Source organism: Nocardia sp. NBC_01377, from assembly GCF_045040005.1.
Classification (GTDB): domain Bacteria; phylum Actinomycetota; class Actinomycetes; order Mycobacteriales; family Mycobacteriaceae; genus Nocardia; species Nocardia noduli.
This window is the reverse complement of the sequence record NZ_CP109566.1, coordinates 4,774,475-4,787,546: the sequence shown is the minus strand read 5'-3', so window position 1 is coordinate 4,787,546 and position 13,072 is coordinate 4,774,475. Positions and strand designations below refer to the sequence as shown.

At 67.2% G+C, this 13,072-nt stretch carries 13 protein-coding genes; 9 read left to right on the top strand and 4 right to left on the bottom strand.

The genetic code is table 11. From position 1 onward, the window contains the following. The first annotated feature begins 302 nt into the window (after positions 1-302). A complete protein-coding gene (locus OG225_RS21980) occupies positions 303-692 on the top strand; it encodes a VOC family protein (protein WP_405177058.1) in 390 nt (129 codons plus the stop codon). 315 nt (positions 693-1,007) lie between these two features. Here OG225_RS21980 and OG225_RS21975 read toward each other — a convergent pair whose 3' ends face one another. The 4 genes from OG225_RS21975 to mptB form a co-directional block, all read right to left on the bottom strand. Further along, positions 1,008-1,982 carry a COX15/CtaA family protein gene (locus OG225_RS21975; protein WP_405177057.1) on the bottom strand — a complete coding sequence of 325 codons (975 nt, stop codon included), beginning with the start codon at positions 1,980-1,982 and terminating at the stop codon, positions 1,008-1,010. A 62-nt stretch (positions 1,983-2,044) separates the two neighbouring features. Further along, positions 2,045-2,836, bottom strand: a complete 792-nt coding sequence (locus tag OG225_RS21970; RefSeq protein WP_405177056.1) for an ABC transporter permease — start codon at positions 2,834-2,836, stop codon at positions 2,045-2,047. Further along, the gene (locus OG225_RS21965) at positions 2,833-3,765 is read right to left on the bottom strand and encodes an ABC transporter ATP-binding protein (RefSeq protein ID WP_109526955.1); all 933 of its coding nucleotides are present in this window, start codon (positions 3,763-3,765) and stop codon (positions 2,833-2,835) included. The genes OG225_RS21970 and OG225_RS21965 overlap by 4 nt, the downstream gene beginning before the upstream one ends. A 54-nt stretch (positions 3,766-3,819) precedes the next feature. After that, complete coding sequence (gene mptB, locus OG225_RS21960) at positions 3,820-5,562, bottom strand: polyprenol phosphomannose-dependent alpha 1,6 mannosyltransferase MptB (protein ID WP_405177055.1); 1,743 nt, start codon at positions 5,560-5,562, stop codon at positions 3,820-3,822. 351 nt (positions 5,563-5,913) lie between these two features. Here mptB and OG225_RS21955 point away from each other — a divergent pair, with 351 nt between their 5' ends. From OG225_RS21955 to OG225_RS21920, 8 genes are all read left to right on the top strand, one after another. Beyond that, positions 5,914-6,807 carry a helix-turn-helix transcriptional regulator gene (locus OG225_RS21955; RefSeq protein WP_405183330.1) on the top strand — a complete coding sequence of 298 codons (894 nt, stop codon included), beginning with the start codon at positions 5,914-5,916 and terminating at the stop codon, positions 6,805-6,807. Then, on the top strand, positions 6,804-8,264 hold the full coding sequence (sufB, locus tag OG225_RS21950; protein ID WP_405177054.1) for a Fe-S cluster assembly protein SufB: 1,461 nt from the start codon (positions 6,804-6,806) through the stop codon (positions 8,262-8,264). The genes OG225_RS21955 and sufB overlap by 4 nt, the downstream gene beginning before the upstream one ends. Further along, positions 8,264-9,475 (top strand): Fe-S cluster assembly protein SufD, encoded by a 1,212-nt coding sequence (gene sufD / locus OG225_RS21945; protein ID WP_405177053.1) that lies wholly within the window; start codon positions 8,264-8,266, stop codon positions 9,473-9,475. The genes sufB and sufD overlap by 1 nt, the downstream gene beginning before the upstream one ends. A 39-nt stretch (positions 9,476-9,514) precedes the next feature. Continuing rightward, complete coding sequence (sufC, locus tag OG225_RS21940; protein WP_405177052.1) at positions 9,515-10,291, top strand: Fe-S cluster assembly ATPase SufC; 777 nt, start codon at positions 9,515-9,517, stop codon at positions 10,289-10,291. Between the two features lies 1 nt (position 10,292). Next, positions 10,293-11,555 (top strand): cysteine desulfurase, encoded by a 1,263-nt coding sequence (locus OG225_RS21935; RefSeq protein WP_405177051.1) that lies wholly within the window; start codon positions 10,293-10,295, stop codon positions 11,553-11,555. Positions 11,556-11,558: 3 nt separating this feature from the next. Continuing rightward, positions 11,559-12,059, top strand: a complete 501-nt coding sequence (gene sufU / locus OG225_RS21930; RefSeq protein ID WP_405177050.1) for a Fe-S cluster assembly sulfur transfer protein SufU — start codon at positions 11,559-11,561, stop codon at positions 12,057-12,059. Then, on the top strand, positions 12,056-12,460 hold the full coding sequence (locus OG225_RS21925) for a metal-sulfur cluster assembly factor (RefSeq protein WP_405177049.1): 405 nt from the start codon (positions 12,056-12,058) through the stop codon (positions 12,458-12,460). The genes sufU and OG225_RS21925 overlap by 4 nt, the downstream gene beginning before the upstream one ends. Positions 12,461-12,622: 162 nt before the next feature. Then, entirely contained in the window at positions 12,623-13,054 is a 432-nt protein-coding gene (locus tag OG225_RS21920; RefSeq protein WP_405177048.1) for a DUF4189 domain-containing protein, read from the top strand. The last annotated feature ends 18 nt before the right edge of the window (positions 13,055-13,072 follow it).

Sequence of the window (13,072 nt, the reverse complement as noted above, 5' to 3'; positions counted from 1 at the left end):
TCCGTATATCGCCATGAGGTGGCGTCCGCCTGTGGGTGCTCCATCGGCGCGCCATGGGCGGCAAGTGCGGGCGCGTCGTGATCGGTGCTCAGTCGGCGTCCCGTGAGAGCCCGGCGGGGCGGGCTGGTTCCGCATGCGGCCTGCGCGGACAATCTCCGGCCGAACACGCAGGATTCCCACGTTTGGGGGCAATGAATGTCCCCGGAGGCCGGGGCCCCAAGTCGGCCCAGCCGACCGGTGTGAGCGCGCCGACCGAATAACTCTGTACAATGTACTGAGTTATTCGGTGTCGGAGGAGGAATATGAAGGTCGTCGAGTCCATCGCCTGTCTGAATGTCGATGATGTGCCGGGTGCGGCGGCGTTCTTCGCGAAGTACTTCGGGTTCGAGGAACTGTTCGCGGCCGACGGGTTCGCGTCGCTGTCGCGCCCCGACTCGGGAATGAAGATCGCGCTGCACCGCAGGGGATTGGAGGTCCTGCCGGAGGGGTTTCGGGATCAGCCGATGTCGGGGGTGATGCTCGCTTTCCAGGTCGACGACCTCGAAGCCGAGGAGCGGCGATTACAGGCGGAGGGTGCGCCGTTCCTCCTGCCGATGACCCGGCAGGAGTGGGGCGAGAGGGCGCTGCTCGTCGCGGGGCCGGACGGGATCGTCGTCGAACTGTGCGACTTCCCGGAGGCTCCGGGAGCGTAATCCCCTTGTCGATCGGAGGCGGGGTCCGATTGCTGTGGCTATGGGGCGTAATCCCGGTATCGATCGGGGCCGGGGGGCGATCGCTGAACCCCGGCTCCGGCGTACTGATCAGGAGATGGAGGGGCCGACAGTGAGCACGCCCGACCCGAAGGTCCGCCGCGGCGCGGCAGTACGCCCACGAACGGCTGGGGATGGCTGATCTGGACGGGTAGTCGCACCGACCGGCGCGAGCGCGGCCACGGGATTCGGATGAGCGCCGACCCGGAACGATGATCGGTCCGCGCCGACAGAGCGGTTCTGTGAGTCGGCCGCCGCTCAGACGGCTTGGGCGGTGGCGGCGGGCAGTGGCGCGGTCACCTTCTCGCGCGTGCGCAACGAAGCCCAGAGTGCGGCGGTGGCGGCGGTGCACGCGCCCGCGCCCGCGACGTGGAAGACGACGAGTACGGCGGGGACGTCGGTGAAGTACTGCACGACGCCGATGAGCGCCTGCGAGCAGACCAGCGCCAATAGGGTGAACAGCCGGGCGCGGACGGCGGGCATGATGCCGAAGGCGAACAGGCCGAACGCCAAGCCGATCAGTAGTGCCAGGTAGCCGACCAGCAACTGGGAATGCAGGTGGACGAGCGTGACGATCTCGACCTCGAGTCGCGCGACCGGGCGGTCGATACTCTTGTCGCCCGCGTGCGGTCCGGCGGCGGTGACGAGCGTGCCCGCGACCAGGACGGCGGCCAGCGCGGCGGCGCAGAGGGCGGTGAGCCAACGCAGCGGCGCGGGGGCGCGCACGGCTTCTATTCCGTCGTCAGGTTCGGAGACCTTGGCGTACAGCACGGTCGCCAGCCACACCATCAGCATGGAGACGAGCAGGTGCACCGCGACGGTCCACCAGAGCAGTCCGGTACGGACGGTGATCCCGCCGATGACGGCCTGCAATACCGTGCCGCCCGGCATCAGCCACGCGTACACCAGAACGTCGTGGCGGCGTCGGGCCCTGATCACGGCGAGCACGATCAGTCCGGCGAAGAGGCTGACCACGAAGGTCAGCATGCGGTTGCCGAATTCCACCGCCTGGTGCACGACCGCGACTTCGGACACCCCGATGGGGGTGAAACTGCCGGGGAAGCATCGCGGCCAGGTCGGGCAGCCGAGTCCGGAGGCGGTGACCCGGACGATCGACCCGGTGACGGCGATCCCGGCCTGGGTGAGGATCACCGCGAACGCCGTCAACCGCTGCACTCGCAGTGAGGGCAGCGGGAGGCGATCGACAAGTCCGACGAATGCGCGATACAGCACCCGACGATGGTAGCGGCAGCAGATCCGGCCACCGCACCCGGACTACTACAAGGCGTCGTTAGTCAGTGGAAGCGGAAGAATCGCGTGCCGAGGAAGGCGCAGACCGCGCCCCACACCGCGAGCACGACGAGTCCGAACCAATCGATGGAACCGCGCAGCGCTTCCTCCAGCGTGACGGCGAGCGCGCCGGAGGGAACCAGGCGGGCCAGCACGTTCACCACGGTCGGCAGATCGTCGGAGGCGAAGACGATACTGGCGATGCCGAGCATGACGAACCAGAGCACATTCGCCAGCGCGAGCACGACCTCCGCCTTGAGGGTGCCGCCGAGCAGCAGGCCCATGGTGGCGAAGGTGAACGTGCCGAGGGCGATCACCAGGGCGCCGAGCAGCAGGCCGGTCGGCTCCGGTCGCCAGCCCAGCGCGACGCCGATGAGGCCGAGCACGATCGCCTGGAGCACCACCACGATCAGCACCGCGGCGCTCTTGCCCGCGATGATGCCCCAGCGAGGAAGTGCCGTGGCGCCCAAGCGTTTCAGCGCACCGTATCGGCGATCGAAACCGACCGCGATGGCCTGACCGGTGAACGCCGTCGACATCACCGCGACCATCATCACCGCGGGCACGATCTTGTCCACCCGGTCGTCGCCGAGTCCGCCGAAGGGCAGCAGGGCCAATCCGACGAGCAGGGTGATCGGGATGAACAGCGTCAGTAGCAACTGTTCGCCGTTGCGCAGCAACAGGATCAGTTCGAGTCGGGTCTGCGCGAGCAGCATGGCGGTGCGCGCGGCCGGGCGAGGCGCGGGGGAGAAGGTGCCGGGCGCGAAGCGGTTGGCAGCGGGATCGACGTTGGTCATCCGCGCAGATCCCGTCCGGTGAGTTCCAAGAAGACGTCCTCCAGCCGACGCTGATCGATGCGGATATCGGTGGCGAGGACATTGAGCCTGGCGCACCACGCCGTTGTCGTCGCCAGCACCTGTGGGTCGATCTCGCCTTCGATCAGGTAGGAGCCCGGCGTGGTCTCGCGTGGCGAGAACCCTTCCGGCAGCGCTGATTTCAGCAATTCGAGATTCAACTTCGGCGGAGCGGTGAAACGCAGTTGCCCGGCCGCTCCGTGCGCGGTGACCTCGGCGGGCGTGCCCGCGGCGACGATCTGCCCGTGGTCGATGATGATGAGCTGATCGGCGAGCTGTTCGGCCTCGTCCATCAGATGCGTGGTCAGTACGACGGTCACCCCGTCGCGGCGCAGCGCGTCGATGAGTTCCCAGACGATGAGGCGGGCCTGGGCGTCCAGACCGGCGGTCGGTTCATCGAGGAAGACGATCTCCGGGCGTCCGACCAGCGCGCACGCGAGGGCGAGGCGCTGTTGCTGCCCGCCGGACAGGCGACGGTAGGGGGTGCGCCGATTGTCCTGGAGACCGAGTGTGCGCAGCAGCCAATCCGGATCGAGCGGATCGGCCGAGTAGGCGGCGACCAGTTCGAGCATCTCCCCGGCGCGGGCGCCGGGGTAGGCGCCGCCGCCCTGCAACATGACACCGATCCGTGAACGCAGCCGCTCGGAGTCGGCGATCGGATCCGCGCCGAGTACCCGGACCGATCCGGCGTCGGGGGTGACGAACCCCTCGCACATCTCGACGGTGGTGGTCTTGCCCGCGCCGTTGGGGCCGAGGAGCGCGAGCACTTGGGCCCGTTCGACGTCGAAGGACAGGCCGTCTACCGCGGTGGTCTCGCCGTAACGCTTGACGACTCCATCGACGCGGACGGCGGGTCCAGAGGCAACGGTCACGGTGTCACACCGTATGCCTCGGGCCGATGTGACCTGGAAGACACCCCCGCACGGTCAGTCGCCCGACCTCGCCGCGGGCAGCGCGCTCTCCGCGCCGGATCTGTTCAACCGCCACGGCAGCGATTTGCGGGTGGCCAGAATCATCAGCAGGCAGGTGACGATGGTGATCGCCGCGGCGTAGATGAGGACGAACGGGGTGATGTCGCTGCCCGACGGCATCAGCAGTACGGCCACCGTCGCCGAGGCCACCGTCGCCGGGACGCGGAAGGCGGGCCGGTTGGCCCACGCGGCCAGCGGCACGATGCCCCACAGCAGGTACCACGGCTGCACCACCGGGAACAGCAGCACGACCGCGCCGAACGCGACACCGAGCGCGCCGACCGGATGCAGGCGACCGCTCCAGGCCGCGATCAGCAGCCGTACCACGATCAGCGCGGCGGCGGCGGCGGCGATCGGACGGGTGATACTGAGCAGCGCGGTGGTGTGATCGCCGAGACCGAGCAGGACGCCGCCGAATCCGGTGGCGACGCCGAGGGCCGTCGGCAGTGACATCCAGCTGCGCACCGTGCTCGCCGTGTTGAGCGTGTCGATCCAGCCGAATCCGAGTCCGCTGCCGAAACACACCGCCAGCAGCACCGTCGCGGTCGTGGCGCCGAGTAGGAGCGCCGCGCTGCAGATCGCGCGCCAACTCCCGCCCCACCGTCTGCTCAAGGCCATCCAGACGAACGCGAGCGCCAGCATCGACGGGATCTTGACGGTGGCCGACAGCGCGATCACCGTCGTGCCCGCCAGTAACAGGGTCAGCGTGTGACCGCGTATCGGGCCGGTGCGACCGAGCGCGGCCAGGCACAGTTCCAGCCCGACCAGCATCAGGCCGATCATCATCGCCTCGTTGTGCACGCCGGACACCAGGTGGAATATCACCAGCGGATTCGCGGCGCCCAGCCACAGGGCGGCGACACCGGACACGCGGCAGCGCTGCGCCAGACGCGGCAGCGCCCACACGATGCACGCGATGCCGACCAGCGCGAGCAGGCGATGCAGTAGTACACCGGCCAGAATGTTCTCGCCGGTCAGTTCCGCGATGCCCTTGCCGAACCAGATCGACAACGGCCCGTACGGCGCGGGGGAGTTCTGCCAGATATTCGGGACGCTGCGGGTGAGCACATGGTCCTGGCCCAGTCCGGTCACCGGGCCGACGTCGTAGGGATCGAGTCCGCGCGCCGCGATCTCGCCCTGGGCCAGATAGGAATACACGTCCTGGCTGAACATGGGCGGCGCGACCGAGAGCGGAATGATCCACAGCAGCAGCGTGCGATCCAGTTGCGACCGGCTGAGCCTGCGGACCCGATTCGATTGCAGGCCGAGCGCGAACCGGCCGAGCAGCAGCCAGGCCAGCATGACGATGACGGTGCCGAGCATGGTCACGGCCAACCCGGAACTGTGCACCCGGGCGGGCAGGCCGAGGATGGCCTTGCCGTAGGTGGGGTTCTGCAAGGTCGGCTGCGCGCCGAGTCCGAGCGCGCCGATCGCCATCATCACCGAACCGGTCGCGCCGAGCAGTCTGACCCGGCGCAGCTGGCCGGTCTCGTTGACATTGAGACCTGCGGCCTCGGGTTCGTTGACGTGGAGCGCTTCGCTGACGGTGTGATCGGGCGGAACATCGAGTCCGATGACGCGCCTGCCGAGGGCGACGGCGGAGGCGAACGGCTTGGTCGCACGCAGTCGGGTCAGGGTTCTCGAGGGGGCGGATCGATCGTCATCGACACCGTCTGCACCCTGTTGGCCTGACTTCACCGGGTCAGCGTAGCCGATCGGGGGTGGGCGTTCCGTGGTCGGAAGCACGGCGCTGATCCCCTGTTCGCGGCGGGGTTCAGGGGCGCCCGAGCGGGGCCGATCCCGGTGGGCTCGCAACCTGTCGACGTCGGCCGGTGCCTCCGTCGGAGGTCGTGACCGCGACCGCTGGCTCGCGTCGACGTTGTGGCCGTCTCGGCTCGTGGAGGCGCTGAGCCCCGATGCGCTGTCGGGGTGATTATCGAATTCCGCACGTCGCGCGGACCCGATACGTGGATTCACGCGGTGTGCTGCGCGTCACTCACGACGGCGGTCGGTCACCGCGCGCAGCCGACGTTTCGCACGGTCACGCGCATGGATGTCCGATTTTCCGCAGGTAGGGCCCTACTTCTGGTCAGGGCACCCTTATTAGATTTCGGGAACGAATTCCGCCACACTGATGTTGTGAAAAGCGTGGGCTTGCGGAAAAACGACGGAAGGCCCGGCCGTCCGGCCGGTGCCGCGTCCTCCGCCGCCTCCGTTCCGGTGGGCGCGGAAGGACCGACGCGAGCTGCCATCGTGCAGTTGCTGCTCGAAGAGGGGCCGATCACCGCGACCGCGATCGGAACGAGACTCGGTCTCGCCCCCGCGGGGGTGCGCCGTCACCTCGACGCCCTGATCGATTCCGGTCAGGCACGCGCGGCTCGTTCCGCGCCGTGGCAGCAGAAGGGGCGCGGCCGTCCCGCCAAGCAGTACCAGCTGACGGCGACCGGCCGAGGCAAACTCGGTCACGCCTACGACGATCTCGCGGGGGCCGCGATCCGGCAACTCGGCGAGATCGGCGGCGAACAGGCGATCACCGAATTCGCGCGCAAACGGGCACGCACTATCGTGGCCGGGATCGACGCGATCGGGGAGCACACCCCGGAGAAAACCGAGGCCAAGGCCGAGGAGATCGCCGAAGCGTGCACCGAAGCGGGTTTCGCTGCGACCACCCGCAAGGTGGGCGCGGGCGTGCAGATCTGCCAGCACCACTGCCCGGTCGCCCATGTCGCGGAGGAATTCCCGCAACTGTGCGAGGCCGAGCTGGAGGTGTTCCGCGAACTGCTCGGCACCCATGTGCAGCGGCTCGCCACGATCGCCAACGGTGACTGCGCGTGCACGACGCACGTGCCGCTGATGGTGATGCCAACCCCGAAAACTTCTCCATCCTCCGTCGCACAGCCCGCGACGGTACGAACGAACGACTCCGGAAGGAGTGCCGAATGACGACGACCTCCGCGGCGAGCCGCGAATCAGCCGCTGTCCAGGTTCAGCCTTTGACTCAGGAAGAGACGATTGCTTCCCTGGGTAAATACGGTTACGGCTGGAGCGATTCGGACGCGGCCGGTGCCAGCGCGCAACGAGGCCTGTCCGAGGCTGTCGTCCGCGACATCTCGGCCAAGAAGAACGAGACCGAATGGATGCTCGAACAGCGACTCAAGGCGCTGCGCATCTTCGATCGCAAGCCCATGCCGAACTGGGGTTCCAACCTCGACGGCATCGACTTCGACAACATCAAGTACTTCGTGCGCTCGAGCGAGAAGCAGGCCGAGAGCTGGGAAGACCTGCCTGAGGACATCAAGAACACCTACGACCGGCTCGGGATCCCGGAAGCGGAGAAGCAGCGTCTGGTCGCCGGTGTCGCCGCGCAGTACGAATCCGAGGTGGTCTACCACTCGATTCGTGAGGACCTGGAGAAGCAGGGTGTCATCTTCATGGACACCGACACCGGTCTGCGCGAGCACCCGGAGATCTTCGAGCAGTACTTCGGTTCGGTGATCCCGGCCGGTGACAACAAGTTCTCCGCGCTGAACACCGCCGTGTGGTCGGGTGGCTCGTTCATCTACGTGCCGCCTGGCGTGCAGGTCGACATCCCGTTGCAGGCCTACTTCCGGATCAACACCGAGAACATGGGTCAGTTCGAGCGGACCCTGATCATCGTCGACGAGGGCGCCTACGTGCACTACGTCGAGGGCTGTACAGCACCGATCTACAAGTCGGATTCGCTGCACTCCGCGGTGGTCGAGATCATCGTGAAGAAGGGCGGCCGCTGCCGCTACACCACCATCCAGAACTGGTCGAACAACGTCTACAACCTGGTCACCAAGCGGGCCAAGGCCGAGGCGGGCGCGACCATGGAGTGGATCGACGGCAATATCGGCTCCAAGGTCACCATGAAGTACCCGGCGGTCTGGATGACCGGCGAGTACGCCAAGGGCGAGGTGCTCTCGGTGGCGTTCGCCGGCGAGGGCCAACACCAGGACACCGGTGCGAAGATGCTGCACCTGGCGCCGCACACCTCGTCGACCATCGTGTCGAAGTCGGTGGCGCGCGGCGGCGGTCGCGCTTCCTATCGCGGCCTGGTCCAGGTCAACAAGGGCGCCTACGGCTCGAAGTCGACGGTGAAATGCGACGCGCTGCTGGTCGACACCATCAGCCGCTCCGACACCTACCCCTACGTCGACATCCGCGAGGACGACGTGACGATGGGGCACGAGGCGACCGTGTCGAAGGTGTCCGAGGATCAGCTGTTCTACCTCATGAGTCGCGGTATGAGCGAGGACGAGGCGATGGCGATGGTGGTGCGCGGCTTCGTCGAGCCCATCGCCAAGGAACTGCCGATGGAATACGCGTTGGAACTGAACCGGCTCATCGAGCTGCAGATGGAAGGAGCCGTCGGCTGATGGCGACTGGCGTAATCGGAGCGGTCGAGGGCGAGAACCCGACGATCAAGCCGATCCAGAACCCGGGTGCCGGCGCGGCGACCAACAAGGGCGAGGTCTTCACCTCGTTCGATGTGGACGCCTTCGAGGTGCCTTCGGGTCGTGACGAGGAGTGGCGGTTCACCCCGCTGCGTAGGTTGCGCGGTCTGCACGACGGCAGCGCGACCCGCGACGGCGCGGCCACCGTCGAGATCGGCGCGGTCGAGGGTGTGACGGTGGAAACCGTCGCACGCGACGACGTTCGCCTCGGCCGGGCCGGTGTGCCCGCGGACCGGGTCGCCGCGCAGGCGTACTCGGGGTTCGTCACGGCCACCGTGGTGTCGGTGCCCGCCGAGACCGAGGTCGCCGAACCGGTCGTCGTCACGGTCACCGGTCCCGGCGAGGGCAAGACCGCCTTCGGCCACCTGCAGATCGCGCTCGGCAATTTCGCGGTCGCCACGGTGGTCATCGACCAGCGCGGTAGCGGAACCTATGCCGAGAACGTCGAATTCGTGCTCGGCGACAGCGCCAAGCTGACCGTCGTCGCGGTGCAGGACTGGGCCGACGACGCCGTCAACGCGACCGCGCATCACGCGAAACTCGGCCGCGACGCCACGCTTCGCCATATCGCCGTCACGCTCGGCGGAGATCTGGTGCGCCTGACCGGCAGGGTGAACTACGACGGGCCCGGCGGCGACGCCGAACTGCTCGGCCTGTACTTCGCCGACGCGGGTCAGCATTTCGAACAGCGCCTGCTGATCGATCACTCGCAGCCCAACTGCAAATCGAATGTGCTGTACAAGGGCGCGTTGCAGGGTGATCCGCACTCGCCCAAGGGCGATGCCCGGACCGTGTGGGTCGGCGATGTGCTGATCCGCGCGGCCGCCGAGGGCACCGACACGTTCGAGGTGAACCGCAATCTGGTGCTCACCGACGGCGCGCGCGCCGATTCGGTGCCGAACCTGGAGATCGAGACCGGCGAGATCGCGGGCGCCGGACATGCCAGCGCCACCGGTCGTTTCGATGACGAGCAGCTGTTCTACCTGCGTGCCCGCGGCATCCCCGAGGATGTGGCCAGGCGGCTGGTCGTACGCGGCTTCTTTCACGAGATCATCCAGAAGATCGCGGTCCCCGAGATCAGGCAGCGGCTGGAGACGGCCATCGAGGTCGAACTCGCCGCCATCGGCGTCTGATCCGCACACATCAACTTCCCACGAAGGAATTCGAATTCGATGACCACCTTGGAAATCAAGGACCTGCACGTCGAGGTCGCCAACCCGGACGAGGCGGGCGAGCCCATCAAGATCCTCAAGGGCGTCGACCTCACCGTGAAATCCGGTGAGACGCACGCCATCATGGGCCCCAACGGCTCGGGTAAGTCCACGCTGTCCTACGCGATCGCCGGACATCCCAAGTACACGGTGACCAAGGGCTCGATCACGCTCGACGGTGAGAGCATCCTCGAGATGCCGGTCGACGAGCGGGCGCGGGCGGGGCTGTTCCTCGCCATGCAGTACCCGGTCGAGGTGCCGGGTGTCTCGATGTCGAACTTCCTGCGCACCGCCGCCACCGCGGTCCGTGGCGAGGCGCCGAAGCTTCGCACCTGGGTCAAAGAGGTGAAGGAGGCGATGGGCGAACTCGAGATCGACGCCGCCTTCGGCGAGCGCAGCGTGAACGAGGGTTTCTCCGGCGGCGAGAAGAAGCGCCACGAGATCCTGCAACTGGGCCTGCTCAAGCCGAAGATCGCCATCCTGGACGAGACCGACTCCGGCCTCGACGTCGACGCGCTGCGGATCGTCTCCGAGGGCGTCAACCGCTACCGGGAGCGTGAGAACGGCGGCGTGCTGCTGATCACCCACTACACCCGTATCCTGCGCTACATCCAGCCGCAGTTCGTGCACGTCTTCGTCGGCGGCCGCATCGTCGCCGAGGGCGGCCCCGAACTTGCCGAGGAACTCGACGCCAACGGCTACGTGCGTTTCACTCAGACAGCAACAGCTGGAGCCTGATATGACAGCAGCGTCCGTGACGGGCAACGCCGTCGACGTGGCCCGCGTCCGGGCCGATTTCCCGATCCTGAGCCGCACGGTCCGGGACGGGAAGCCGTTGGTGTACCTGGATTCCGGCGCGACGTCGCAGCGACCGACCGAGGTGCTCGATGCCGAACGCGAATTCCTGATCACCAGCAATTCGGCGGTGCATCGCGGCGCGCATCAGCTGGCCGAGGAGGCGACCGACGCCTACGAGGGCGCCCGCGCCGATATCGGCCGCTTCGTCGGTGTCGAAGCCGACGAGATCGTCTTCACCAAGAACGCGACCGAATCGCTGAACCTGGTGACCTACTCCTTCGCCGACGAGCGGTTCCCGTACCACGTCGGACCGGGTGACGAGATCGTCATCACCGAGTTGGAGCACCACGCGAATCTCGTTCCGTGGCAGGAACTCGCGCGTAAGACCGGGGCCACTCTCAAGTGGTACGCGGTGACCGAGGAGGGGCGGATCGATCTCGATTCGCTCGAATTGTCGCCCGCCACCAAGGTTGTCGCGTTCACCCACCAGTCCAATGTCACCGGGGCGATCGCGCCGGTGGCCGAGTTGGTGCGCCGCGCGAAGGCGGTCGGCGCGATCGTCGTACTGGACGCCTGCCAGTCGGTGCCGCATATGCCGGTCGACTTCCGTGAACTCGGCGTCGATTTCGCCGCGTTCTCCGGTCACAAGATGCTCGGCCCGTCCGGTGTCGGCGTGCTCTACGGCCGCCGCGCGCTGCTCGAGCAGACCCCGCCTTTCATCACCGGCGGCTCCATGATCGAAACCGTCTTCATGGATCACAGCACCTACGCCCCGCCCCCGCAGCGTTTCGAAGCGGGCGTGCCGATGACCTCGCAGGTGATCGGATTGGGTGCGGCGGTACGGTATCTCGAGGCCATCGGCATGGACGCCATCGCCGCGCACGAACACGCGCTCGTCGACGCCACGCTGGCCGGTCTCGCCGCGATCCCCGGCGTGCGGATCGTCGGACCGACCGAGAATGTCGAGCGCGGTGGCGCGGTGGCGTTCGTCGTCGACGGCATCCACGCGCACGACGTCGGCCAGATCCTCGACGATCAGGGCGTCGCGATCAGGGTCGGACACCACTGCGCGTGGCCGCTGCACCGCCGTTTCGGCGTCGCGGCGACAGCGCGAGCGTCCTTCGCCGTCTACAACACGCTCGACGAGGTCGACGCACTGGTCGCGGCCGTGCGGAAGGCCAAGAGCTTCTTCGGGGTTGAATAACACATGCGTATGGAGCAGATGTACCAGGAAGTGATCCTGGACCACTACAAACATCCTCATCATCGCGGGCTGCGGGAACCGTTCGGCGCCGAAGTGCACCACGTGAACCCGACCTGCGGTGATGAGGTGACTCTGCGCGTCCACATCGGCGACGACGGTGATGTCGCCGACGTCTCCTACGACGGACAGGGCTGCTCGATCAGTCAGGCCGCGACCTCGATCCTGGCCGATCAGGTGATCGGGTTGCCGGTGCAGCAGGCGCTGAAGGTGGTCGACTCCTACAGTGAGATGATCTCCAGCCGCGGCACTGTCGAAGGCGACGAGGATGTGCTCGGCGACGGCATCGCGCTCGCCGGAGTATCGAAATACCCGGCTCGCGTGAAATGCGCGCTGTTGGGCTGGATGGCATTCAAGGACGCGGTGGTCCGGATAGCCGCCGGGGAAGGCACAGGGACAGCGGAGGATGCCAAGCGGACAATGGGCACGAATGGGGCTACGTCATGAGTGAGACATCGACGACCGAGACGACCGAGACGAGCGAAGCGGCCGGAACCGCCGAACAGCCCGAGAAGGTCGAGCTGTCGGCGGAGGAGATCAAACACCTCGAGGACATCGAGGAGGCGATGCGCGACGTCGTCGACCCGGAACTCGGTATCAACGTGGTCGATCTCGGACTGGTCTACGGTATCGCGGTCGAGAACGAGATCGCGAAACTTGACATGACCCTGACCTCGGCGGCCTGCCCGCTCACCGATGTCATCGAGGATCAGACCCGCAACGCCCTGGTCCGCAGCGGCCTGGTCGAGGACCTGGAGATCACCTGGGTCTGGATGCCGCCGTGGGGTCCGGACAAGATCACCGACGACGGCAGGGAACAACTGCGCGCTCTCGGCTTCACCGTCTGATTCCGGCGTCGTCGTAGCCGCCCCGTACCGCGGGGCGGCTTCTTCGTGCCGTGACCAGGCCGGGGAACGATAGCCGTCGGCTCCGAAAAGAATTGCTGGACAATCCGGTTCGAGACGAGCAAGATCGCCCCGTTGTCGTTCTCTAAACGGGGAGATCTTTTCGTGTCCGTGTTGCGCAAGTCGGCCCTCGCGGTCGCCGTCTCATCGACCGCCGCTCTCGCCATCGTCGGGGTGGGGTCGGGTCCCGCCGCCGCGGCGGGCAAGTACTACGGGACGCTGGCGGTGTCGAGGAGTACAGGCAAGGTGGTCGCGGCGGTCGATCAGTCGAGCCGGGTCCGCGCCGACGCCGAAGCCATCCGCGAATGCGCGGTCTACGACTGCGAATTGGTGCAGCGTTTCGTCGACGGCTGTGCCGCGATCGCCAGGGGAGCCGACGGCGCGTACGGCTGGGCGGCGGCGGGCACCCGCACCGAGGCCGAGCAGGCCGCGATCGGCGCACTCGGCGAATCCGCGCCGCCATTCCCCGATCTCGGCAGTGCGCAGGCGCGGCCTGCGGCGGTCGCCCTCTCGGCGTGCACGTCGAACGCGAACTGATCCACCCGGAACGTGAAA